We start from the raw sequence: 26,008 nt of genomic DNA on the forward strand, positions 1-26,008 counted from the left end.
GTATGTATGTATGTATGTACTTGCATAGAATCCTCCTTATATCTACACAATTCAACAGACCTATCTTGGTTGTCATTCTGCTCCTTTCTAAAGGTAGAAGCAATAATAAATATTTAAAAATGTGATCATTGTCAAAATAAATTTTATTTTTAATTTTTATAACATTTATTTAACAATGGTCATGTTTATTCTAATGTTTTATATAAATAAAATTTTATGTGTATTTTATTTTTCTATAAGTATAATGCTGATGATTATTCATTATAATGAGACAAGATAAATATGAAAACAATGTTACTGCTCAGTAGTTCAAAATACAAGGAAACAGGTTATTTAGAACATACCATTCCTTGGCTAAAACAATTTTTGGCGAATTATCGTGGTAAGAAAATCGCCTTTGTCCCTTATGCAGGGGTTCGTCGTACTTACGATGAATATGAAAAAACGGTACAAAATGCCTTGGCGGAATTGGAGATGGAGATTGTTTCTGTTCATCGTGGCAAACAACACCGCGATATTATTGAGCAGGCGGACGTGATCTCCATTGGTGGTGGTAATACATTTTGTTTATTAAAGCAGCTTTATGAACATCATTTGATTGAAGCCATTCGAGAAAGAGTGAATGCAGGGACGCCGTATTTTGGTTGGAGTGCGGGGGCGAATGTGGCGGGGCGTTCTATTATGACCACTAACGATATGCCAATCACTTATCCTCCTTCTTTTTCTGCATTACAATTATTTCCTCATCAAATTAATCCTCACTTTATTTCTGGCAAAATGCAAGGTCATAACGGTGAAAGCCGTGAGGAACGTTTAGCCGAATTTTTATTGGTAAATCCGACCGCACTTGTTTATGCGCTTCCTGAAGGTACGGCATTACATATTCAAAATGAAATGGCAACCGTGTTAGGAAATTCACCGGTACTATGTTTTAGTGAGGATATGGAATGTGGCACTTTTGAGGTTGGCACTACTTTTTCTTATTAACTTAAAAGGAATTCGTTATGGAATTATTTAAATCCATTGTTGCGATTATTGGCATTCTTGCCACGATTTATTTTTTGATTAAAAAAGCTGAAACCCGCACCGTATTAATTGGTATTGGTTTACTGATGTCAATTGTTACCCTTAACCCAATGGGCGCACTGGATGCTTTTGCAAAAAGTATGACATCCAGTGGCTTGATTATGGCGATTTGTTCCAGTATGGGGTTTGCTTATGTGATGAAATATACGCAATGTGATACACACTTGGTGCATTTACTCACAAAACCATTAAGTGGGTTAAAATTCTTTTTAATTCCTATTGCCACCGTCATCACCTTTTTCATCAATATCGCAATTCCTTCTGCGGCAGGTTGTGCGGCTGCGGTGGGGGCAACATTAATCCCTGTGTTAAAAAGTGCGGGCGTTCGCCCTGCTACTGCGGGAGCCGCTATTCTAACAGGAACTTTTGGCTCTATGATGAGTCCGGGGTCTTCTCACTCCGCGATGATTAGCGAAATGTCAGGTTTAACCATTACTCAGGTGAACCTTTCACACGCGCCTTACAATATGATTGCAGGTGCGATTGGTGCGATTGTTTTAACGATCTTAGCGATTATTTTTAAAGATTACGGTGAAGAACATCGTAAATCTTATCTTGCCGAACAAAAAGAAAGTAAAACCCAAAGTATTCAAGGTGTGAATGTGTTTTATGCTCTTGCACCGTTATTACCATTGGTTATTTTGGTGATTGGCGGAACGTCTTTACAGCAAACTCCAGGGCTTGAATGGACAAAAATGGGTGTGCCGCAAGCCATGCTTATTGGTGCGATTTACGGCATTATCGTTACTCGCATTTCACCGGTAAAAATTACCGAAGAATTTTTTAATGGAATGGGCAGTTCTTATGCGAATGTACTTGGTATCATCATTGCTGCAAGTGTGTTTGTGGCAGGTTTAAAATCAACCGGGGCGGTGGATGTGGCAATTTCGTTCTTAAAAGAATCGAATGAATTTGTTCGTTGGGGGGCCACCATTGGACCATTTTTAATGGGATTAATTACAGGTTCTGGCGATGCTGCAGCCATTGCTTTCAATAGTGCGGTGACACCACACGCCGTCGAACTTGGCTATACCCATGTGAATCTTGGTATGGCAGCCGCCATTGCCGGTGCGATTGGTCGAACCGCTTCGCCAATTGCCGGTGTGACCATTGTCTGTGCCGGCCTTGCGATGGTAAGCCCTGTTGAAATGGTAAAACGTACGGCGCCGGGTATGGTGCTTGCCGTATTATTCTTGGCATTGTTTATGTTGTAAAACAATAAAAAATCCTGCCGCACTTTTTATTCTCAAAGTGCGATCTATTTTCAGCAAGTTTTTAAGGAAAAAGAAAATGAAATTAGATTTACAACAACTTATCAACTGGAGACGTGAGTTTCACCGCTTTCCTGAAATCGGCTGGAGTGAGTTTTGGACTACTTCACGTATTGCTGATTATTTAGAACACTTGGGCTGTTTTGACATTTTGCTTGGTAATCAAATTATCAATCCGGATTTTGTTCGCGGACGGAAACAAACGGTAGTCGATAGAGGTTTGGCAAATGCCAAAGTCTATGGCGCAAATGAAAAATGGTTGAATAAAATGGACGGTTATACCGGCTGTGTCGCTGTGTTTGATTCCGGTAAAATGGGGAAAACCATTGCTTTACGTTTTGATATTGATTGCGTGAATGTCACAGAAACATGTTCACCGGATCACATTCCTAATAAAGAGGGATTTGCTTCCATCAATGATGGTTTTATGCATGCCTGCGGACATGATTCGCACATTGCCATTGGTTTAGGTACTGCTTTGTGGATTGCACAAAATCAAGACAAAATTAGCGGTAAAGTGAAAATTGTTTTCCAACCGGCAGAAGAAGGTGTACGTGGTGCGGCTGCGATAGCCACAAGTGGTGTGATTGATGATGCCGATTATTTTGCAGGTTCACACATCAGCTTTTGCGCCAATTCCGGCACGGTGATCGCCAACCCGAAAAACTTTCTTTCCACCACCAAAATTGATATTCGCTATCATGGCAAGCCGGCGCACGCAGGGGCGGCTCCCCATTTAGGACGTAACGCTTTATTAGCTGCTGCTCACGCTGTAACACAAATGCACGGTATTGCTCGCCATGGGGAAGGAATGACGCGTATAAATGTGGGGGTCTTAAAAGCTGGTGAAGGGCGTAACGTTATTCCGGTAGAGGCCGAATTGCAACTGGAAGTGCGTGGCGAAAATAAAGCCATTAACGAATATATGACCGAACAAGTGATGCAAATTGTAAAGGGTATTTCCATCAGTTTTGATGTGGCTTACGAAACAGAAATTGTGGGGGAAGCCGTTGATATGAACAATGATGCAGAGCTTGTGCAATTAGTAGAAGAAATTGCCCTTCAACAACCACAAATTCACAGCGTAAACGCCGATTACGCCTTTAATGCCAGCGAAGATGCGACTGTTTTAGGTAGACGTGTGCAAGATCATGGCGGTAAGGCGATTTATTTTATCCTCGGTGCCGATCGCACCGCTGGTCACCACGAAGCAGAGTTTGATTTTGATGAAAATCAATTACTCACTGGTGTGAATATTTATAGTGGGTTATTGCAACGATTGTTGAGTTAACAGCCTTTTAAAATTAAGAGAACAGGTAAAACTGTTCTCTTTTTTCTTAAAGTGCGGTGATTTTTTCTTGTGTTTATATGTTTAAAAAAAATGAGATTTTTAAAGATGGATAATTGGAAGCCTAGTATTGCTTATAATCAGTTGCCTGATCTTCCTCCTGTTGATGAATAGGAAACAAAAGTGATTTTAAAGTAAACAATTAAAGCAAGAGTAGCGCCGGCTGAGTTAAAACAGGCGGCTGAACTGATCCCTCAATCGATGTTAATCAATACATTACCTATTATGGAAGCGAGGGCAAATAGCGAAATTGAAAACGTTGTGACAACAACAGATAAAATTTTTCAATCTTTACAGTTAGAGACTGAAGAGCAAGATTCTACCACCAAAGAAGCATTGCAATATCGTACCGCACTTTTTTTGGGTTTTGTTAGCTTAAAAGATAGCCCTTTTTATACTCAAACAGTGGTGCTTGTTTGTAGTGAAATTAAAGGGCTAGAGATGGACATTCGTAAAGTAACTGGCTGAGGTCTTCAAGGTATTATTCTAACGTTTGAGCGCTGTCGATTCTTGGGTGCGAAGTGTGATGATTGAGTTCTCCTCAATTTGAATTTATTGCAAATATAGTACTTCTTCCAATATCTTTCCTGTTTTCTTACAATAATGCCAAATTTACCCAACTGAGGATTTTATTATGAAAAGACGTCATTTCATCCAAATCGGTGCTGCCGGTATTCTGACTTTAAGTGCAAGCCGTTTGGCAATGGCAAAGGGCAAAACTGATGTGGATTTACGCATTGTCGCCACCACCGATATTCACAGTTTTTTAACGGATTTTGATTATTATAAAGATGCACCAACCGATAAATTTGGTTTTACCCGAGCGGCGAGTTTAATTCGTCAGGCTCGTAATGAGGTAAAAAATTCGGTGTTGGTGGATAATGGGGATTTGATTCAAGGTAACCCGATTGCCGATTATCAAGCTGCGCTGGGCTATAAAGAAGGCAAATCTAATCCGGCGGTAGATTGTTTGAATACAATGTATTATGACGTGGGGACGCTTGGAAACCACGAGTTTAATTACGGTTTAGATTATTTAGCCGATGCGATGAAAGAGGCGAAATTTCCCATTGTGAATGCCAATGTGGTGAAAGTGGGGACGGATGAGCCTTATTTCACGCCTTATGTGATTCAAGAAAAAGAGGTGGTGGATAATAAGGGCAAAACCCACAAACTGAAAATTGGTTATACCGGCTTTGTGCCGCCACAAATTATGGTGTGGGATAAAGCGAATTTACAGGGCAAAGTGGAAACCCGTGATATTGTGAAAACCGCCCAAAAATATGTGCCTGAAATGAAGCAAAAAGGGGCGGAAATTGTCATTGCGTTGGCACACACCGGCCCTTCTGACGAGCCTTACAAAGAGGGGGCGGAAAATTCAGCCTTCTATTTGGCGGATGTTCCACACATTGATGCGGTGATTTTTGGTCATTCACACCGATTATTCCCAAACAAAGAATTTGCCAACTCCCCGAATGCAGATATTGTAAAGGGTACAATCAAAGGTGTGCCGGAAAGTATGGCGGGTTATTGGGCGAATAACATCAGCGTGATTGATTTAGGCTTAACGGAGCATAAAGGCAAGTGGATTGTCACGGAAGGCAAAGCGGTACTTCGTCCGATTTTTGATGCAGAAAACAAAAAACCGCTTGCAGAAAATGATCCGGAATTGACCGCACTTTTACAACCGGTACACGAAGCAACGCGTAAATTTGTGGCACAGCCTATCGGCAAGGCAACGGATAATATGTACAGTTATTTGGCACTCGTGCAAGACGATCCGACCATTCAAATCATCAATCAGGCACAAAAAGCCTATGTGGAAAAAGTTGCGCCAAATGTACCGGCAATGGCAGGCTTGCCTATTTTAAGTGCGGGCGCACCGTTCAAAGCGGGTGGGCGTAAAAATGATCCAAGTGGCTATACGGAAGTGAATAAAGGGGAATTGACATTCCGCAATGCGGCAGATTTATACCTTTATCCGAATACCCTTGTGGTGGTGAAAGTGGCGGGTGAGCAGCTCAAAGAATGGCTCGAATGCAGTGCGGGTATGTTTAATCAAATTGATCTGACAAGTGATAAACCGCAGTCATTGCTTGATTGGGAAGGTTTCCGCACTTACAACTTTGATGTGATTGATGGGGTGAATTATGAATATGATCTCACGCAGCCGGCACGTTATGATGGTGAATGTAAATTGATCAATCCTAATGCACACCGTGTGGTGAATTTGACTTATCAAGGTAAACCCGTTGATCCAAAAGCGGAATTTTTAATCGCAACCAATAATTATCGCGCTTACAGCAATAAATTCCCGGGAACGGGCGATCAGCATATTGTGTACGCTTCGCCTGACGAAAACCGCCAAATTTTAGCGGATTACATTAAAGCCACCAGCGAAAAAGAAGGTAGCGTGAATCCAAGCGCGGATAAAAACTGGCGTTTTGTACCTATCACCGGTAACGATAAATTAGACGTGCGTTTTGAGACTTCGCCAAGCGAACAAGCCGCAAAATTTATTGTGGAAAAAGCACAATACCCGATGAAACAGGTGGGAACTGATGAAATAGGCTTTGCGGTATATCGTATTGATTTGTCGAAGTAATAAAATAAGGTGGGTTGTTTACCCACCTTATTTATATAGGATTGCTTACAAGTGCGGTTGATTTTCACATTGATTATTAAAAATCTCTTTCGCGACAAAAATGGCATTTAAGACTTTGGGAAAACCAAGGTAGCAAATGCAGTGAATAAAGGTTTCTATTATTTGTTCGCGGCTTAATCCTACATTCAGTGCGGCATAAATATGGACACGTAGTTGTTTTTCACATCCTCCTTGTGCGGCTAAGGCTGCAAGTGTGATGAGTTCGCGTTGTTGTAAATCTAAGTGAGGGCGGTTATAGATTTCACCGAAAGCAAATCCAATAATGTATTGTCCTAAATCGGGTGAAATATCTTCTAGTGCGCGCATTACGGCTTCACCCTGCTCGCCGTCAATATGGTTAAGCGTTGTTAAACCGCGTTGTAGTAATGCTTCATTTAACATTATTTACTCCTTCATTGTTTGATTGTTAATTGCAAAAATAGAATAAATTCTGGAGTAAACTCCAATGCAAGGATTTTTTATGAAAATTAAGGAATTTTCCCAAAAGTGCGGTTTATCTGCCGATACTTTGCGTTACTATGAAAAGGAAAATCTTTTACATCCAATAAGGGATGCCAATGGCTATCGAATGTATGGTGAAAGAGATATTGAATGGGTTGGTTTTATTTTGCGATTGAAAGAAATGGGGGTATCTATTTCTCAAATTAAAGTCTATGCACAACTACGCCATTTAGGTGACAGAACAATTCATCAACGCTATGAATTGCTTCTTCAACATCAGAAAAAGTTACAATTACAACAGCAAAAATTAGCTGAACATCAAGCCTATTTAGAAAATAAATTGAAACTTTATCGAGAGATAATGGATCGGTAAATTAACTGCGAGAAGTGCGGTTGATTTTTCCAACGTTTTAAATCCCGCAAATCTGCTATGCCACTTTTCTTTCACGGCTTGGGGTAATTGGCTTTCAAAAATTGATAAAACCAAGTGAAGTTATGGTTAAAAATTGTATCTTTTGGTAAGTATCGTATTGATTTGTCGAAGTAATGAGGATGAAAAATGGCAGCGCATATTATGGCTGCCATTTTTATCTTTAAATTAAAATGATGTTATTATTTTTTGTGTTTTTCCAACCATTTTTTCATTAATTCAATTTCACCTTGTTGGGCTTTAATAATATCTTCAGCCAATTTTCTCATTTCAGGATCTTTGCCGTATTTTAGTTCAACTTCTGCCATTTTTACGGCACCAATATGGTGCGGAAGCATTCCGGCGGCAAAGGCGACATCCGGATCTTTATATTGCATTGCCAATGCCATATCTTGGTGCATTTTATCCATACCCTGCATTAATTCTTGCTGCATTGGCGTGTTGGTTTCATTCATATCCATCGAATGATGATGACCATTATTTGCCATTGCACTGACAGAAAATGCCAGACCTAATGTTGGGATTAACCACAATTTTTTCATTTTTACTCCTCTTTTTGTACTTAGTGAAAATAACGCGGGTATGCTAAAGGTTTACCTAGGGTTAAGGTCAAGGCTAAAACGGGGCATTTTTGTGAAGAAGTGCGGTTGGTTTTTCGGGGTTTTAAATTCCTGCAAACCATCTATGCCATTTTCCTTTTATCACCTGAGGATAATGGGCTTTCAAGAATTGGTAAAATTGCGTGAAATTATTGTTAAAAATCGTATCTTTGGGTAAGAATTGGTAGGTGCGTTGCCCGTTTGGCGTTTGCATTCGTATAAACCAATACTTTCGATTATTCATTGAAACACGCATTTTTTCTAATGCCAGTAAATCATCAAATGGATAATGGTGAATTAATTGGTTTGCCTGAAAGATAAAAATACCTTTTGAATTGAAATAATAGCGTTCTGCACTGAATAATTTCCCACTGCTGAAAGGGATCAACGGTTCACCTTCATATTCCTTATTATTTCGGGTTTGTAAAAAACGAATAAAGGGAATGAGGGTAAAAGTAGAAAAAAAGGCGAGAATGAGAAGTACGATTAAAATATCCATAGGTAAACATTGAGGGATTCTATGTGATGAATTGTACCAAATTATGCGCGTGAAAAATCGGAAAAAATAACCGCACTTTTAAAGTGCGGTTAAAAAGTTATTTATTTTCTTTTGGTAGGCGTAGGAGGGCAAAAAAGAAGCCACCCCAAATTACACCCAGTGCGATAACCATCATAATAATTGCGCTGGAACTCATTTTTATTCTCCTTGTGATTCTTCTATGGTGAGTTTGGTTTCACTTTTCCATTTTAAACGGGAAAGAATAAATGACACGACAAGCAAGCTAATCGCCATTCCCCAACCGAAAATATTAACGAACCAACTTGGGTAGCCTTCATACCCTTCCGAGAAGACTTTTGCCCCTTCGCTAAATAGCATAAAGGCAAGAATACCGGTGGTGAGTACGATACATAAACGCCAGAAGAAGCCTACTTTGAAAGAGGAAGTTTCGTTTAGGTGATTGCCTAATAAACCCAGTTTTTCATTTGCTACGATAGCAACCAATGAAACGAATGCCACGGCAACGATACCAAAATAGTTCACGAATTTATCAAACACATCAAGCATTGGTAAGCCGGTTGTTGTGCCGAATAAAATCACGGAAACAAACATCATTGGCACACCCACGATAAAGGTAACTTTGGCACGGCGAATACGAAGTTTGTCTTGGATTGCCGAGATAATCACTTCAATCACAGAAATAAAAGAAGTTAATGCCGCAAAGGTTAATGAACCAAAGAATAAAACACCTAACACTTCACCGAATGGGGCTTTATTAATAATGGTTGGGAAGGCGAAGAACGCTAAACCAATACCGCCTTTTGCCACCTCGCTGACATCTTGACCTTGTGCGGTTGCGATAAACCCAAGTGCGGCAAATACACCGATACCGGCTAACACTTCAAAGCTACTGTTTGCAAAACCCACCACTAAACCACTGCCGGTTAAGTCGGATTCTTTTTTGAGGTAAGAGGCGTAAGTTACCATAATGCCGAAACAGATAGAAAGTGAGAAAAAGATTTGACCATAAGCGGCAATCCACACACTTGGATTGGAAAGTTTCGACCAATCCGGCGTGAATAAAGCATTTAAACCTTTTTCCGCACCCGGTAAAAAGAGGGAGTAGATCACCAATGCGATAAACATCACAACAAGCACCGGCATTAAGATTGAGGAAGATTTTGCAATACCCTTTTGAATCCCCATAGAAAGTACGCCCAAGGCAATTACCCAAACAGCAATTAACGGACCGGCAACCATTCCAACAAATTCAAGGCTTACGCCGTTGGTAATGTCGCCCATTTTTAAAAATTCACCGATGAAGAAATCAATCGGTTTATCGCCCCACGCACCGCTAAAGGAAAAATAGGTGTAGCTTGCCGCCCAACCTAAAACAACGGCATAGTACAAGCCGATGATCACATTCACCATCACCTGCCACCAACCAAATACTTCAAAGTGTGGGCTAAAACGGCGATAAGATAAAGGTGCGCCGCCACGATGACGATGACCAATCGCATAATCTAAAAATAACAGAGGAATCCCCGCCGTTAATAAGGCGATAAGGTAAGGGATAATGAAAGCACCACCGCCGTTTTCGTAGGTGGTGTAAGGGAAACGCCAAATATTGCCTAACCCCACGGCAGAACCGATGGCGGCAAGAATAAACGCTTTGCGACCCGAGAAGGTTTCACGCTTTTGAGCAGATTGCGTCATAAAATTGTTCCTGTAAAAAATGAAAAAAGAACCCAAATATAATGAAATCTTCTATCTAGTCAATAAAATTGATGAAAGATTAGTCCGAAAAACGCTATTTTCTTATTTCTAACGACATTTTGTTGCCTTATTACTTAGGCATCAAATAGGAATTTATTAATCATTGTATGAGATTTGGTGTTTGCACTATACTAACAACACATTACAAGTTAAATAAAAGAACACTTATGGCAACCCAATCCGACTACCGTTACACCCTTGATTCTGGCGATAAATACCATTTTGATGTGGTAAGTTTTCACTTAACCGAAGGACTTTCCGAGCCCTTTCGTTTAGATCTGATGTTATCTTGCTTTGACCCAAATATTCCGTTTTCGGCATTGATGGATAAACCGGTAACGTTTACTTTTTGGCAGGGTGATAATCCGGTACGCTATGTCAATGGGATTGTGACGGGATTCAGGGTAGGTAAAACGGGCTTTGTGCGCACGCATTATAACATGGTGGTAGAGCCAGCGTTAGTTCGGGCGAAGTTGCAGTCGGACAGTCGTATTTTCCAACATCAAAACAGCGAAAAAATCATCCGTACTTTGTTGCAAAAAAATCGGGTGGAAAAAGTCACCTTTGAACCGTTACCGTTGGATTGGGAGCGGGAATATTGTGTGCAATACCGTGAAACAGATTTTGCCTTTATTGAACGTTTGGCGGCAGAAGATGGTTGGTATTATTATTTCAAGCATGATGTTGTCAGCCATGAATTGTGCTTTGCTCATCAAAGTTGGTCTTCACCAATTTTGGGCTCGCTCACCTATAATGCCAATCCGGCAGGCGACCGTCCTTTTGCCTGTCTTTGGCAGTTTGAATACCGCCACACACTCACCACAAACCGTCAGACTTTACGCGATTACACCTTTTTAAATCCTAACTATAATTTAGAACATCAACATACCGACCAAGCCACCGCCCCGCCCGATTCTTCTTCGGCAAAAAGTGCGGTCAATTCTCCAAAGGTTTATGAAAAGTATGATTACCCTGGCAGATATAAGAGAGACGAACAAGGCAACCCTTTCAGCCTTTATCGTTTAGAGTCTGAACTGGCTCTTTCTGAAACGGCTCTGGCGACGGGAGATGATATGCGCGTCATACCGGGTTATGGTTTTACCCTCGAAGGACACAGCACACCGGTATTCAATCAAGATTGGTTAGTGGTGCGTGTAGAACATACAGGCAGCCAAATAGGCGTGTTAGAGGAAGAAGCGGTAGAGAACGACACTGCCCATGATGGCAACTATTACGAAAACACCTTATTCCTTATCCCCCACTACAAACCTTGGCGCAGTCCACCAAAACCCCGCCCGATTATTCGCGGCACCCAAGTGGCGCATGTAGTTGGCCCTAAAGGAGAAGAAATCTATTGTGACGAATGGGGACGTGTCAAACTACAATTCCCGTGGGACAGACGAGGTAACGGAGACGAACACAGCTCTTGCTGGATACGGGTGGTTCAAGGCTGGTCAGGCGCGCAATACGGCAACATGATGATACCGCGAATCGGCGATGAAGTGCTGGTCAAATATTTAAACGGTGACCCCGACCAACCTATCGTAGTCGGACGCACCTATCACAGCACCACCGAACCGCCTTACACCTTGCCCGAACACAAAACCCGAATGACGATTAAATCCAAAACCCACAAAGGTAACGGGTTTAACGAGTTACGTTTTGAAGACGAAAAAGACCAAGAAGAGATTTTTATCCACGCCGAAAAAGACCTCAACCACATCGTCAAACAGAATGAAACCACCCAAGTGGGCAACAACCGCACCGAACAAGTGAGCCGAAACGAAACTATCCACATCGGCAACAACCGCACAGAAATTGTCACTCAAGACGAAGACCTCACCATCAATCGTGACCAAACCCAAAACATTGGACGTAACCGCATCACCAAAATTGAAAAAGACGACATACTCAACGTCAATAACAACCGCTATGTGAATGTACATGGTGACACCATTATTCACGTCGGCAACGAATTAAACATTGAAGTTGCGCAAAACGGCAGCTGGCAGGCAGGTGAGCTTTTTGAACAGATTTGTGAAGAGTTTGACTTAGAGGGTTATGAAACAGTAGAAATCAGCGGCCCGGGCGGTTCGATAGTCATCAACCGAGAGGGAATTGAGTTGATAGGGAATGTGTATATTGAGGGGGAGTTGATTAAAGAAGATGGCTCCCCTGAAATGGTAAGTAGTTTTAAAACCGCTGTTAACAATGGGCTTCCTTTCGTACAGGATTGTCAGCTGGAGAATAACCAATGATTGAGTTATTACTAAAAGAGCAACAAGAACAAGTTATTGATTACTTTACTCAGCTGATTAAGTCCTATTTGGAGAAACAAAAACATATTTATGTCATTTTAGAGCCGATGGAAGATGACGAGGTAAACCATATATTTTTGAAAACAGGAATGAGTTATACAGAACCTGTCTCACTCTTTGATAACCGCTTGGAAGATGTTGGTCCACGCATTAGTGAGCTTGGGAAAAATAAGGATTTTGACCGTTGGATTATCGAAAAAGCCTTATTTTATCGTTGGACTGCTTTATTTATCAGTGACGTTGATTTAACGACATTCACCGAACATATCAGCTATTTATGTAATGCAGTAACATTTGAGCATAAATCGGTTATTTTCCGTATGTATCCGCCGACAATTTTGAATGAATGGCTAACGGCATTGCAAAAAGAAAATCAGGCTTATCGTGCCTTGGGTGTCTGTTGCGATATTTTGTATATTATGGATTTTCCCGAGCAGGTTGCACATTACCATTTTGAGAATAATCTAGTGACACGACAAGAACTGGATTTGCTTAATCATCAAACACAGGAAATCGTCGTGCCGGTGGAATTTGACTCAATAGACATTCCAACCGATGAAAAATGGTGGCTGACGGAAAATCAGGTAAATAGTTTAAATTATGCTAGGGCTTATCATTTAGTACATAAATTTCGTAAGCATTTTTTAGTCATTCCATCAATTCGTGAAAAATATTCGGTACAAGAGGTTCACAAATATATTGTAGGGATAGTGAACCTGTGTTTTAAATATAAAATAACAGAGACATATTTAATGCAGGAACTTACCGGGCTTTATTTTAATTATGCTAAAAGCTGGGGTGATTCTGAAAAAATTATTATCTCTATATTAGAAAATAATGATGCTAGAAAAGAGGCTATCTTAGAAGATATAGCAAGCATCTTAATTAAAAATGAATCAGCCAGTTAAATTATATAAAAGAAGAATGTAGTGATGAGGTTAAAAATAACAAAATGTAAAAATTTTATAGCAATACTCATATTGTTATTTGGTTATGGTGTTTATTGGTATTTTTATAAAAGCTCATTTTATGTGGCTGAGACGGATTATAGCAAAACACAATGGCGTACGTTTTATGGCAAAAAAACACCGGGATATTTACCTGAATTTTGGGTAACGTATTCAACTAATGCAGACGATCCAAATTGCCAAGAATCATTCAATATGACTTTTGAAGGAAAACCAGTTGCGAGAAAACAATATAAAGAATTTAAGGCGGAAGAAGAAAATAATGGAAAAACCTATATTATTCGTTATCCTGCCAATTATTGGATTGGGCAATGTGAATATCGAAGTTATGGTGGGAAACTTTATTTAGAAGAGAAAAGTGATGATCCTAGATTAAATCAAGAGCCTTACAATAATAAAAATCAATATTACCGATTTACTTTAATTCATGGAAAAAAACTGGTTGATTTTTCTATAAGATCTGATGACTACTTATCTGGAAAAAAATCAGAACGTCAATCACCTATATATCTTAATCAACCTAGGTATGATGTTTTTTGTTTTAAGAATTCATATTTTAATGAATTTATTAATGATGTTCGACATTTAATTTCTTGTGAAAATTACGAAGAAGAGAAAAAACATTATATAAATTCATTCGTCTTTTATACAGCTTCTTACTGGAATAATACCCCTGATATTATGATGAATCTAAAAGTGAGTAAGATTGATTATTGTCTATCTATTTTTTCTGGAGAGAATGAGTGTGTTAATAGCAATAAACCTATATTGCGAGGGAATTATTTTAACTGGGAAATAAAAAAAGAATGGTTTGATGATTTTTATGATGAGGAAGTAAAAAATGACCGTCCATAAGGGATTTAAGTATTATTAATGATTGCCGAGAGTTAGGATATAGTATTCTTAATACTTTGATTAAGGCTTATTTAAAAGAGGGTAAAATGTTTAAACTAAGTAAATGTAAAATCTGCATACTCATATTTATGTTGTTATTTGGTTATGGGGTTTATTGGTATTTTTATAAAAGCTCATTTTATGTCGCTGAAACGGATTATAGCAAAACACAATGGCGTACGTTTTATGGCAAAAAAACACCCGGATATTTACCTGAATTTTGGGTAACGTATTCAACTAATGCAGATGATCCAAATTGCCAAGAATCATTCAATATGACTTTTGAAGGAAAGCCGGTTGCGAGAAAACAATATAAAGAATTTAAGGCGGAAGAAGAAAATAATGGAAAAACCTATATTATTCGTTATCCTGCCAATTATTGGATTGGGCAATGTGAATATCGAAGTTATGGTGGGAAACTTTATTTAGAAGAGAAAAGTGATGATCCTAGATTAAATCAAGAGCCTTACAATAATAAAAATCAATATTATCGATTTACTTTACTTCATGGCGGAGATATTACGAATTTTTCTTTGAGACCAGATAGTTATTTAAGTGAAAGAAAAATAGAACGTCAATCACCTATATATTTAAATCAACCTAAATATGATATTTTTTGCTTTAAGAAAGTTAATTTTTTATCAGGATTAAATGAAAGCGAGCCTAAAAAGATTGAATTAATGAATTGGCTATCTTGTGATACGTATGAGGAAAATAAAAAAGATTATCTAGGGTTATTTTTATTTTACACTGAGGAATATTGGAATGAGCATAAAAATATAGAAATTAACTTGAGAATTAGTAAAGATAACTATTGTGTAGATAACTCTCGTTATTTAGAAGAATGTTTAAAGTATGGCTATAATATTCTTTCAGAAAAAAAATATAAATGGAATATAAAAAAAGAATGGTTTGATGATTTTTATGATGAGGTCATAACAAATGACCGTCCATAAAGGATTTAGTATTGTTAATGATTACCGAGAGTTAGAATATAATTTCTTATACTTTGATTAAGGCTTCTTGAGAAGAGGGTAAAATGTTTAAAATAAGTAAATGTAAAATCTGCATACTCATATTTATGTTGTTATTTGGTTATGGGGTTTATTGGTATTTTTATAAAAGTTCATTTTATGTAGCTGAAACGGATTATAGCAAAACGCAATGGCGTACGTTTTATGGCAAAAAAACACCCGGATATTTACCTGAATTTTGGGTAACGTATTCAACTGATGCAGACGATCCAAATTGCCAAGAATCATTCAATATGACTTTTTCGGGGAATCCTGTTGCAAGAAAGCAATATAAGGAATTTAAGGCGGAAGAGGAAAATGATGGTAAAACCTATGTTATTCGTTATCCTGCTAATTATTGGATTGGGCAATGTGAATATCGAAGTTATGGCGGAACATTTTATTTAGAAGAGAAAAGTGATGATCCTAGATTAAATCAAGAGCCTTACAATAATAAAAATCAATATTACCGATTTACTTTAATTCATGGGAAAAAAGTAGTTGATTTTTCCATAAGATCTGATGACTACTTATCTGGAAAAAAATCAGAACGTCAATCACCGATATATCTTAATCAACCTAGGTATGATGTTTTTTGTTTTAAGAATTCATATGTTAATGAATTTATTGATAATAATTTAATTCTTAGTATTGCCTGTGAGAATTATGAAGAAGAAAAAAAACATTATATAAATTCCTTTTCCTTTTATACAGAGTCTTACTGGAATAATAACCCTGATATTATGATAAATCTGAAAATTAGCAAAGTGGACTATTGTCTATCTATTCTTTCTGGAGAAAATGAATGTATTAATAGTAATAAACCTATATTGCGAGGGAATTATTTTAACTGGGAGATAAAAAAAGAATGGTTTGATGATTTTTATGATGAGGAAATAACAAATGACCGTCCATGAAGAATTTAGCATAATCAATAATTGTCGAAAATTGGAATATAGTTTGTGGTTAAAACATACGGATAAATACAACTATATTAATGCGTATAATCTCGGTTATTTGTCTAAACTTGCTTATAGTAAAGTTATTCTAGATAACCAAAAATGGAATTTAGATTTTCAACATTTTATTGATAAAGCGAGGGAGCCTTTTCGGGATTGTGAGCTTGAGGATTGGACTCAGATAAAACTCACTTCAATAAAAAATGAAAAGGATGAGATTTCGACCAATTTTAAACCTTTTATTGATGTATTCTTATTTGGCAACAATCAAGGTATTCAAAATGAAGGCTATGTCGATGACAAAACTGTGAGTGTTTCTGCGCTTTTTTATATGGATGAAACACGCGCAGTCATTGCGGTTCGAGGCACACAAGAGACAAAAGATTTTGAAATTGATGCTGATGCCTTACAAATAAAGCCTGATTATGGAATTAAAGGAGAGGTGCATAAAGGGTTTTATACACAAGCTAATAAGGTTATTTCTGATCCTAATTTTGCATATTTTCTTATTACTACTAAAAGAACAAATAAAGAACTTTATGTTACAGGTCATAGTCTAGGTGGCGCTGTTGCGACAATTTTAAGTGCTTATCTGGTTGAACAAGGATTTAAGCCCTTGCTTTATACCTTTGGCTCACCGCGAGTAGGGAATGCTGTTTTTGCCAAATATTATAGCGATAAGTTTACCCATTTTCGCCATGTCAATGATTTTGACATTGTGCCGGTATTACCGGGGCGGGTGCTTGATGGAAATTTGGATAAAATTCTGACAACAGCATATGAAGCACAAATTCGTGGTGATGAATATCCTTTTATGACAGGCATTATGTCTCTTTTTAATAAACAGAAAGATTACTATACCCATCATGGAAATCTTTGCCAGATTGTGGGAGATGAAGACGTAAGAATGATATTGCCATTTTCTTTACATGAAATTAATCAAATTAAAATGGCGAATATTTCAGAGGATGAGATTATAAAAAAAGAAGATAGAACACATTCTGTGAAATTTAATATTCATTATCATAGTATGGATACTTATTTATCAAATATTGAGGCGATTATTAAATTACTTTATCACTTCTACAAAGTAAATAACCATTGTATGAGAGAATCTATCGAGAACTGCCAAACACACTCTTTACATCATTTTATCGTATTAAGTAAAGAAAAATTAATGCAAAAAATGAGTATTTTGCAAGATCAAATTAATAATATTCAACAAAAGGTACAAGAAATCGCTCGCAAAACTAATCATGCTATCCCATTACCTTCATCAACATTTAGAAATCAAGAGAAAAAAATAAAAGTGTATAAAGAACTTCTCAAAAAATTAGAAAAAGTTGAGAAAATAAAAATTGATCAATATGAACTTTACTCTCTACATATAGGAAATAAGGATATTGCGAAACAATTAAATGACCTAATAGCATAATATCGGAATCCAAGATGGTTATTGGTTAATTAATTAGGCGTTATCTTACTTTTAGATTGGAATAATTAAAGTAGGGTATTTCTTTAGGGTGATAAACGGTCTATTTGGAATGCTAAATTTTCCAACATCAAAACAGCAAAAAAATCCTCCGCACTTTGCTACAAAAGAACCGAGTGGAGAATGTAACGTTTGAGCCCTTACCGTTGGATTGGGAGCGTGAATATTGCGTGCAATATCGTGAAACGGATTTCGCCTTTATTGAACGCTTAGCGGCGGAAGAGGGCTGGTATTATTATTTCAAGCATGACGTTGTCAGCCACGAATTGTGCTTTGCTCATCAACGTTGGTCTTCACCAATTTGGGGCTCGCTCAGGTACATCGGTACGATGCTTAACGCTAACGATAATCGCGCTCTCAAAAAGAGCGGTCATTTTTACGGAATGTTTTGTTAAAAAATAGGTCTATGAAAAGGTTTTTCTCACAAACTAAAGGAATATTTTATGGATTTTAATCAAATTTTAAATCAAGTGGTGAACATTGCGAAAAACTCTGCCGGTCATCTACAAACCGGCAATCCGACTTTGGATACCATTGGCAAAGTTGGCGGCGGTGCGGCGGTTGCCGGAGTACTTTCTATGATTTTAGGGCGTTCTGGCGGTGCCGGGTTGGCAAAACTGGGTTCATTGGCGGTGCTTGGCAATCTGGCTTATCAGGCATATCAAAATTATCAGAAAAATCAGCAGTCAAAACCGGTTATGTCTGAAAATGAATTTGATGTGCTTGGTTCGTCTTCACAACAAGACGCCGGCACATTGATTTTGCGCACAATGATTGCAGCGGCGGCTGCAGACGGTGAAATTACCGAAGAAGAAAAACAAACCATAGCCAATGAAATGGGTAATAATGCAGAATTGGCACAATGGATTGAAGCGGAAATGGCAAATCCGATTAGTGTGAGTGAGATTGCCCGTCAAGTAGGAAATGACACGGCACTTGCGGCAAATGTTTACCTTGCCGCCCGTTTGGTGTGTAAAGAATTATCACGCAAAGAGATTATTTTCCTTGCCAATTTGGCAGAAGCCCTTGGCTTAGATGAATCCCTCGTGGAGCAACTCGAAAAACAAGCGGGTTTTTAACCGCACTTTCTCCTGTTATTTCTCTATAAAAAGCACGACAAGATCATTTGTCGTGCTTTTTTTGTTTTTTTCGCCCTTTCCCCTACCAATGCAAGAAAATTTCGCTACAATGCAAAACCTCACCTATAAAAATTAAACAAAAATAGGATGCAAACATGACCGGTGCTCAACTCATTATGGAATGCCTTAAGGCACACCATATCACAACACTTTTTGGTTATCCCGGTGGCGCGATAATGCCCACTTATGATGCCCTCTATGATGCAAATTTAGATCATTTACTTTGTCGTAACGAACAAGGTGCTGCAATAGCGGCAATTGGCTATGCCCGTTCTACCGGTAAAGTGGGCGTGTGTATCGCCACCTCCGGCCCCGGTGCGACCAATTTAATTACAGGGCTTGGCGATGCAATGATGGATTCCGTTCCAATCATTGCGATTACCGGTCAGGTTGCCGCTCCTTTAATCGGCACGGATGCTTTCCAAGAAGCGGATGTGCTGGGGTTATCTTTAGGCTGTACCAAACACAGTTTTATCGTGCAAAGTGCGGATGAATTAGCCGATGTTTTTGCTGAGGCGTTTGAAATCGCACAAAGTGGTCGTCCCGGTCCAGTGCTTATCGATGTTCCACGCAATATCCAAGTGGGCGAAGTGCCGGCACATATCCAAGCCTATGTAAAAACACCCACAAAACCGACCGCACTTTCGGAAGCATTGCTTGATCAAGCCAAAGCATTATTAAAAAACGCCCAAAAACCGGTACTTTATGTGGGCGGTGGCGTGGGAATGGCAAAAGCCGTGCCGGCGTTACGGGAATTTTTAGCCGAAACCCAAATACCGTCTGTTTCCACCTTAAAAGGCTTGGGGGCGATTGATCCGACTGATGATGTGTATATGGGAATGATCGGAATGCACGGCACCAAAGCGGCAAATTTTGCCGTGCAGGAATGTGATTTATTGCTTGTGTGTGGCGCACGTTTTGATGATCGCGTTACGGGGAAACTTGATACTTTCGCTCCCAATGCTAAGGTTATTCATTGTGATGTTGACGTGGCGGAAATTCATAAACTTCGCCGTGCGGATGTGGCATTGCAAGGGGATTTAATTCAAGCCTTAAATGCCCTCAAGCAGCCGTTGGATATTGATCCTTGGCGTACACACGTGCGTGATCTGAAAGCTAAATTAGACTTCACTTACCTAGATAACGCAGGCAATCGACCGATCGATCCTTGGGCATTGCTCAACACTCTTTCTCATCGCAAACCGCAAAATGCGGTGATCTGTACCGATGTGGGACAACATCAAATGTGGTCGGCACAACATATGCAACATTTCGCACCGGAAAATTACATCACCTCAGCAGGCTTTGGCACAATGGGATTTGGTTTGCCTGCCGCTATCGGGGCGAAAAAAGCCCGTCCGCAAGATGACGTGATTTTAGTCAGCGGAGACGGTTCATTTATGATGAACGTGCAAGAGCTGGGTTCTATTAAACGTGGCAATTTACCGGTGAAAATATTGTTATTGGATAACCAACGCTTGGGAATGGTTCGCCAATGGCAGGATCTATTCTGGAACAAACGCCGTTCTGAAACCATTTTAGAAGATAACCCCGATTTTGTGATGCTTGCCAATGCCTTTGGTATTCCTGCCGAACGAATTGAGCGGGCAGAAGAGGTGGATGCCGCCCTCACCCGATTATTAGAAAGTAAAACAGCCTATTTATTACACGTCTGTATTCCGCCGGATGATTGCGTTTGGCCGCTCGTGCCACCGGGTGCCTGCAATGCCGATATGCTGGAGGAAATATAAAATGAACGAATATCAAATTAAACTCACCGCCCGCCATCGTCCTGAAGTATTGGAACGCATTTTGCGGGTGGTACGTCACCGTGGTTTTACCGTTACTGCAATGGAAATGGAACTTATCGAACAAAAAGTGCGGTTAAAAATCACCGTAAAATCCGACCGCACTTTGGATTTGTTGGTAAATCAGTTGGTGAAATTGCCGGATGTTTTAACCATTAATTAAGAAAGAATATAACGATGTCATCACATCATAATTTTAACGAAATTTACTTGGAGAGATAATCAATGCCAAAACTACGTTCGGCGACCAGTACACAGGGTCGTAATATGGCGGGCGCGCGTGCCTTGTGGCGTGCGACAGGAATGAAAGAAAATGATTTCGGCAAGCCGATTATTGCGGTGGTGAATTCCTTCACCCAATTTGTGCCGGGGCACGTTCATCTTAAAGATATGGGACAGCTTGTTGCGAAAGAAATCGAAAAAGCAGGTGGCGTGGCGAAGGAATTTAATACCATTGCTGTGGATGACGGTATCGCGATGGGGCACGGTGGAATGCTTTACTCATTGCCAAGCCGTGATTTAATCGCAGACAGCGTGGAATATATGGTGAACGCCCACTGTGCCGATGCGATGGTGTGTATTTCCAACTGCGACAAAATCACCCCGGGAATGTTGATGGCGGCAATGCGTTTGAATATTCCGACTATTTTTGTGTCCGGTGGGCCGATGGAAGCGGGGAAAACCAAACTTTCCGATCAACTTATTCGTTTAGATTTAATTGATGCGATGATTGAAAGTGCCGATCCGAATGTATCTGATGAGCGAGTCGAGGTGATTGAACGGAGTGCTTGCCCGACTTGCGGTTCTTGCTCAGGAATGTTTACCGCAAATTCAATGAACTGTTTAACGGAGGCTCTTGGATTGAGTTTACCGGGGAATGGTTCAATGCTTGCCACGCACGCAGACCGTAAAGAATTATTCTTAAAAGCCGGTCGCCAAATTGTGGAGCTTTGTAAACGCTATTATGAACAAGATGACGAAAGCGTTCTGCCACGTGCAATCGGTACCTTTGAAGCCTTTGAAAATGCGATGAGTTTGGATATTGCAATGGGCGGTTCAAGTAACACGGTATTGCATTTGCTTGCCGCCGCACAAGAAGCAGGCGTGGATTTCAAAATGGAAGATATCGACCGCTTATCCCGCAAAGTGCCTTGTTTAAGCAAAATTGCACCAAATACCAATAAATATCATATGGAAGATGTTCACCGTGCAGGCGGTATTATGGGGTTATTGGGGGAATTGGATCGTGCCGGTTTAATTCATCGCAATACCAACACCGTGTTGGGAATGACCTTAGAACAACAACTCAACCAATACGATATTATTCGCAACCAAGACGAAGATTTACATAAATTCTTCCGCGCCGGCCCTGCCGGTATTCGCACAACGGAAGCCTTTTCACAAGATTGCCGTTGGGATACGGTGGATGATGACCGAGTGAACGGCTGTATTCGTAATAAAGAAAATGCCATTTCACAGGAAGGTGGTTTAGCAGTGTTGTTCGGCAATATTGCGAAAGACGGCTGTATTGTGAAAACTGCAGGCGTGGACGAATCCATTTGGAAATTCACCGGCACCGCAATCGTATTTGAAAGCCAAGAAGACGCTGTTGCAGGCATTTTAGGTGGCAAAGTGAAAGAAGGCAATGTCGTGGTGATTCGCTACGAAGGCCCGAAAGGCGGGCCGGGTATGCAGGAAATGTTGTATCCGACCAGCTATTTAAAATCAATGGGCTTGGGTAAAAAATGTGCTTTATTGACGGATGGACGTTTCTCCGGCGGTACATCGGGATTGTCAATCGGTCACGCTTCCCCTGAAGCGGCTTCAGGTGGCGCGATTGGTTTGGTGCGTGACGGTGATGTGATTGAAATTGATATTCCGAATCGTGCGATCAATCTTCAAATTAGCGATGAAGAACTCTCCACCCGCCGTGCGGAACAAGACCAAAAAGGCTGGCAACCGGCAAACCGCCAGCGTGAAGTGTCATTTGCCTTGAAAGTGTTTGGTCATTTTGCCACCTCCGCAGATAAAGGTGCGGTGCGTGATAAAACGCTTTTAAAATAAAGATAGGTGTAGCTTGGTTGTAAGCCACGCACGATTGATTAAATCGCTTTTTCGTGCGTGATCCAAGGTTTACACATCTACAAAGTGCGGTTGTTTTTTTACGATTTTTCAAAAAAGTAGAGACGCCACGCTTGGCGTCCGATAATTTGTTTGAGTTTTTTAATAGAACGCCGGCGTGGCGTCCCACGATTAAATATCAAAAAAATTGACAGCACTTTTCTTAATGTATCAATCATCATCTTAGACTTATAAATGGCAGGTGAAAGCCTTCCAATACAACATTATGAAAAATCTACTCTCAAATTCTCAACCCAACCAAAATGACTATATCAATGCCGTGGTAAAACTTGGTTCACGGGTTTATGAAGCGGCAACCGTTACACCATTACAAAAAATGGGCAAATTGTCGGAACGCATACATAACAACATTTGGATTAAACGTGAAGACCGCCAACCGGTAAACAGCTTTAAATTGCGTGGTGCGTACGCAATGATTTCCTCTCTTTCCGCAGAGCAAAAAGCGGCAGGGGTAATTGCGGCTTCTGCCGGCAATCACGCACAAGGTGTCGCCTTATCTGCCAATCAGCTTGGTTTGAAAGCCCTAATCGTGATGCCACAAAACACGCCGAGCATTAAAGTGGATGCGGTGCGTGGTTTTGGTGGTGAAGTGTTATTGCACGGTGCCAATTTTGATGAAGCAAAAGCGAAGGCGATTGCCCTTTCTAAAGAAAAAAATATGACTTTCATTCCGCCTTTTGATCATCCACTGGTGATTGCCGGTCAAGGCACGCTTGCAATGGAAATGTTACAGCAAGTGGCGGATCTGGATTATGTGTTTGTACAAGTGGGCGGTGGCGGCTTGGCAGCCGGTGTGGCATTGGTGTTAAAACAATTTATGCCTGAAATTAAAGTGATTGGGGTGGAATCCAAAGATTCAGCCTGTTTAAAAGCAGCCCTTGAGAAAGGTGAACCGACCGATCTTGCACACGTGGGCTTGTTTGCCGATGGCGTGGCGGTAAAACGCATTGGCGATGAAACCTTCCGCCTATGCCGACAATATCTTGATGATATGGTGTTGGTGGATAGCGATGAAGTGTGTGCGGCAATGAAAGATTTATTTGAAAATGTGCGTGCCGTTTCCGAGCCTTCCGGTGCATTAGGTTTGGCGGGCTTAAAAAAATATGTGAAACAGCATAATATTCAAGGCAAAAATATGGCGGCGATTTTATCCGGTGCTAACTTGAATTTTCACACTTTGCGTTATGTGTCCGAACGTTGTGAAATCGGCGAAAATCGTGAAGCCTTGCTTGCGGTGACAATGCCGGAGAAAGCGGGGAGTTTTCTTAAATTTGTTCAGGTATTGGGTAGTCGTGCGGTAACGGAGTTTAGTTATCGTTATGCCAATGATAAACGTGCTTGTGTTTTTGTCGGGGTTCGCACCGCAAACGAGCAAGAAAAAGCAGATATTATCGTTGATCTGACACAAAATGGCTTTGATGTAGAAGATATGTCTGATGATGATATTGCGAAAACCCACGTGCGTTATTTAATGGGCGGACGTGTGGCGAATCATAATGAACGCCTTTACACCTTTGAATTTCCGGAACAGAAAGGCGCATTGTTGAAATTCTTGGAAACCTTGAAAAATCGTTGGAATATTTCGTTATTTCATTATCGTGCGCACGGTGCGGACTATGGCAACATTCTTGCCGGATTCCAACTTGATGAATCCGAACAGGCGGAATTTGAACAGGCACTAACACAATTAAATTATGTGTATGAAGATGTAACGGAAAGCAAATCCTACCGTTATTTCTTACGTTAAAAACACGGCAAAAAATGACCGCACTTTGATCTGTTAAAGTGCGGTTATTTTCTTCTTGGCTATTTTGACCATGATTCCCCTTGCGGATTTCCTGTATAAAGGTGTGAGCCGTCCTAGATAAATTGGGTGTGGGGTATCTTTTCACCCCGTACCGTTAATGCCTGTTATGACAAGAAAAATCAAACCTGACAGTTGAGTTTATACAGACACTTATCGCTGTTATAATGCCCTTGATGTGGGGGAATTTCATCACGAAAGGATTAATCATTCTGAGTTATTTGCGGTGAAACAAAGCCATATTAATGGCATTGAGAATTTTTGGAATCTGGCGAAGAGTGTCTGAGAAGATATAATGGAATAAACCAAAAAAATTTTCCATTGTTCTTGAAAGAATGTGAATTTCGGTTTAACTTTGGGATACTAGAAGAGCGGTTAAAAATACTGAGAAGATGGTGTGATATTTAGGGCTAATCTACTACGGCCCCAAAATAAATTATTTCATATTGTTATTATTTTCTTGTAAATTTATAATTAAGAGGATCCCTATGGCCCCCCAATCCAACTACCGCTACACCCTCGATTGTGGTGATAAATATCGGTTTGATGTCATCAGTTTTCATTTAATCGAAGGACTTTCCGAACCCTTTAAATTGGAATTGCAGTTATCAAGTTTTGACCCGAATGTGTCCTTTTCGGCATTAATGGATAAGTCGGTGACCTTTACCTTTTGGCAGGGTGATGAAGCGGTGCGGTATGTGAATGGGGTTGTCACCGGATTTCGATTGGGCAAAAGCGGTTTTGTGCGCACTCATTATCAGATGGTGGTGGAACCGGCATTGGTGCGGGCGATGTTGCAATCGGATAGCCGCATCTTTCAGCATCAAAACAGTGAAAAAATCCTCCGCACTTTATTGCAAAAAAATGGTGTGGAAAATATGACTTTTGAGCCTTTGCCTGCTGATTGGGTGCGTGAATATTGCGTGCAATACCGTGAAACGGATTTTGCCTTTATGGAACGTTTGGCGGCAGAAGAAGGTTGGTATTATTATTTTGACCACCATCCTGACCGGCATACATTGCGTTTTGGTCATCGAAGTACCGCATCCCCGGTTTTAGGCACGCTGACCTATAACGCCACCCCCGCAGGCGACCGCCCTTTTGCCTGTTTATGGCAGTTTGAGTATAGCCGAAAACTGACAACCACCCGCCAAACCCTCCGGGATTACACCTTCTTAAATCCGAACTACCACCTTGAACATCAGCATAATTCTTCCCCAATCCCTTCTTCTCAAAGTGCGGTCAATTCTGCGGATGTTTCTTCTCTTTCAGCGTCTTCTACTTCTACTCCTACTTCTTCGCTTTCTCCTGATTATGAAAAATACGATTATCCGGGCCGATATAAACGAGATGAAC

The 26,008-nt window shown here is 40.1% G+C and carries 24 protein-coding genes and 1 pseudogene; 20 read left to right on the forward strand and 5 right to left on the reverse strand.

The window, feature by feature from the left end; genetic code table 11:
* Positions 1–282 precede the first annotated feature (282 nt).
* The 5 genes from pepE to cpdB all read left to right on the forward strand — a co-directional run bounded on the left by pepE (position 283) and on the right by cpdB (position 6,310).
* Positions 283–987 carry a dipeptidase PepE gene (gene pepE / locus BKL49_RS11510; protein ID WP_077425608.1) on the forward strand — a complete coding sequence of 235 codons (705 nt, stop codon included), beginning with the start codon at positions 283–285 and terminating at the stop codon, positions 985–987.
* A 17-nt stretch (positions 988–1,004) separates the two neighbouring features.
* Complete coding sequence (dcuC, locus tag BKL49_RS11515; protein WP_077425610.1) at positions 1,005–2,300, forward strand: C4-dicarboxylate transporter DcuC; 1,296 nt, start codon at positions 1,005–1,007, stop codon at positions 2,298–2,300.
* Between the two features lie 76 nt (positions 2,301–2,376).
* Entirely contained in the window at positions 2,377–3,648 is a 1,272-nt protein-coding gene (locus BKL49_RS11520) for a M20 family metallo-hydrolase (RefSeq protein ID WP_077425612.1), read from the forward strand.
* Between the two features lie 198 nt (positions 3,649–3,846).
* Positions 3,847–4,173, forward strand: coding sequence for a Fic/DOC family N-terminal domain-containing protein (locus BKL49_RS12760; RefSeq protein WP_279625919.1), 327 nt, complete (start codon positions 3,847–3,849; stop codon positions 4,171–4,173).
* Between the two features lie 163 nt (positions 4,174–4,336).
* The gene (gene cpdB, locus BKL49_RS11530) at positions 4,337–6,310 is read left to right on the forward strand and encodes a 2',3'-cyclic-nucleotide 2'-phosphodiesterase (protein WP_077425614.1); all 1,974 of its coding nucleotides are present in this window, start codon (positions 4,337–4,339) and stop codon (positions 6,308–6,310) included.
* Between the two features lie 45 nt (positions 6,311–6,355).
* On the opposite strand, the gene BKL49_RS11535 is transcribed toward cpdB, so the two are convergent.
* Positions 6,356–6,751, reverse strand: coding sequence for a carboxymuconolactone decarboxylase family protein (locus BKL49_RS11535; protein ID WP_077425616.1), 396 nt, complete (start codon positions 6,749–6,751; stop codon positions 6,356–6,358).
* Between the two features lie 79 nt (positions 6,752–6,830).
* Here BKL49_RS11535 and BKL49_RS11540 point away from each other — a divergent pair, with 79 nt between their 5' ends.
* Positions 6,831–7,184: a MerR family transcriptional regulator gene (locus BKL49_RS11540; RefSeq protein ID WP_077425618.1), complete on the forward strand. Its 354-nt coding sequence runs from the start codon at positions 6,831–6,833 to the stop codon at positions 7,182–7,184.
* Positions 7,185–7,423: 239 nt separating this feature from the next.
* Here BKL49_RS11540 and copM read toward each other — a convergent pair whose 3' ends face one another.
* The 4 genes from copM to BKL49_RS11560 form a co-directional block, all read right to left on the reverse strand.
* On the reverse strand, positions 7,424–7,783 hold the full coding sequence (copM, locus tag BKL49_RS11545) for a CopM family metallochaperone (protein WP_077425621.1): 360 nt from the start codon (positions 7,781–7,783) through the stop codon (positions 7,424–7,426).
* Positions 7,784–7,904: 121 nt separating this feature from the next.
* On the reverse strand, positions 7,905–8,339 hold the full coding sequence (locus BKL49_RS11550) for a hypothetical protein (RefSeq protein ID WP_077425624.1): 435 nt from the start codon (positions 8,337–8,339) through the stop codon (positions 7,905–7,907).
* Between the two features lie 97 nt (positions 8,340–8,436).
* Positions 8,437–8,535, reverse strand: coding sequence for a methionine/alanine import family NSS transporter small subunit (locus BKL49_RS11555; protein WP_077425626.1), 99 nt, complete (start codon positions 8,533–8,535; stop codon positions 8,437–8,439).
* Between the two features lie 2 nt (positions 8,536–8,537).
* Entirely contained in the window at positions 8,538–10,055 is a 1,518-nt protein-coding gene (locus BKL49_RS11560) for a sodium-dependent transporter (RefSeq protein WP_077425628.1), read from the reverse strand.
* Between the two features lie 227 nt (positions 10,056–10,282).
* Here BKL49_RS11560 and BKL49_RS11565 point away from each other — a divergent pair, with 227 nt between their 5' ends.
* The 14 genes and pseudogenes from BKL49_RS11565 to BKL49_RS11630 all read left to right on the forward strand — a co-directional run.
* Entirely contained in the window at positions 10,283–12,373 is a 2,091-nt protein-coding gene (locus BKL49_RS11565) for a type VI secretion system Vgr family protein (RefSeq protein ID WP_077425630.1), read from the forward strand.
* Positions 12,370–13,341: a DUF4123 domain-containing protein gene (locus BKL49_RS11570; protein ID WP_077425632.1), complete on the forward strand. Its 972-nt coding sequence runs from the start codon at positions 12,370–12,372 to the stop codon at positions 13,339–13,341. The genes BKL49_RS11565 and BKL49_RS11570 overlap by 4 nt, the downstream gene beginning before the upstream one ends.
* A 21-nt stretch (positions 13,342–13,362) precedes the next feature.
* Positions 13,363–14,256, forward strand: a complete 894-nt coding sequence (locus BKL49_RS11575) for a hypothetical protein (protein ID WP_143530849.1) — start codon at positions 13,363–13,365, stop codon at positions 14,254–14,256.
* Positions 14,257–14,342: 86 nt separating this feature from the next.
* Positions 14,343–15,251 carry a hypothetical protein gene (locus tag BKL49_RS11580; RefSeq protein ID WP_143530850.1) on the forward strand — a complete coding sequence of 303 codons (909 nt, stop codon included), beginning with the start codon at positions 14,343–14,345 and terminating at the stop codon, positions 15,249–15,251.
* Between the two features lie 83 nt (positions 15,252–15,334).
* Entirely contained in the window at positions 15,335–16,225 is an 891-nt protein-coding gene (locus BKL49_RS11585; RefSeq protein ID WP_077425638.1) for a hypothetical protein, read from the forward strand.
* Entirely contained in the window at positions 16,212–17,702 is a 1,491-nt protein-coding gene (locus tag BKL49_RS11590; RefSeq protein ID WP_077425640.1) for a lipase family protein, read from the forward strand. The genes BKL49_RS11585 and BKL49_RS11590 overlap by 14 nt, the downstream gene beginning before the upstream one ends.
* 116 nt (positions 17,703–17,818) lie before the next feature.
* Complete coding sequence (locus BKL49_RS11595; RefSeq protein WP_077425642.1) at positions 17,819–18,154, forward strand: contractile injection system protein, VgrG/Pvc8 family; 336 nt, start codon at positions 17,819–17,821, stop codon at positions 18,152–18,154.
* Positions 18,155–18,202: 48 nt separating this feature from the next.
* Positions 18,203–18,838, forward strand: a complete 636-nt coding sequence (locus BKL49_RS11600; RefSeq protein WP_077425643.1) for a tellurite resistance TerB family protein — start codon at positions 18,203–18,205, stop codon at positions 18,836–18,838.
* Positions 18,839–18,993: 155 nt separating this feature from the next.
* Positions 18,994–20,649 (forward strand): acetolactate synthase 2 catalytic subunit, encoded by a 1,656-nt coding sequence (gene ilvG, locus BKL49_RS11605; protein ID WP_077425645.1) that lies wholly within the window; start codon positions 18,994–18,996, stop codon positions 20,647–20,649.
* Position 20,650: 1 nt separating this feature from the next.
* A complete protein-coding gene (gene ilvM, locus BKL49_RS11610; RefSeq protein ID WP_077425647.1) occupies positions 20,651–20,869 on the forward strand; it encodes an acetolactate synthase 2 small subunit in 219 nt (72 codons plus the stop codon).
* 62 nt (positions 20,870–20,931) lie between these two features.
* Positions 20,932–22,770, forward strand: coding sequence for a dihydroxy-acid dehydratase (gene ilvD, locus BKL49_RS11615; protein WP_077425649.1), 1,839 nt, complete (start codon positions 20,932–20,934; stop codon positions 22,768–22,770).
* A 283-nt stretch (positions 22,771–23,053) separates the two neighbouring features.
* Complete coding sequence (ilvA, locus tag BKL49_RS11620; RefSeq protein WP_077425651.1) at positions 23,054–24,595, forward strand: threonine ammonia-lyase, biosynthetic; 1,542 nt, start codon at positions 23,054–23,056, stop codon at positions 24,593–24,595.
* A 154-nt stretch (positions 24,596–24,749) separates the two neighbouring features.
* Positions 24,750–25,060, forward strand: a pseudogene (locus BKL49_RS11625) (transposase); the annotation flags it as partial.
* Between the two features lie 80 nt (positions 25,061–25,140).
* The coding region (locus tag BKL49_RS11630) for a type VI secretion system Vgr family protein (RefSeq protein ID WP_143530851.1) at positions 25,141–26,008 on the forward strand (868 nt) is incomplete at its 3' end.

Origin of the sequence: Rodentibacter myodis (genome assembly GCF_001999305.1) — a bacterium.
GTDB lineage: Bacteria > Pseudomonadota > Gammaproteobacteria > Enterobacterales > Pasteurellaceae > Rodentibacter > Rodentibacter myodis.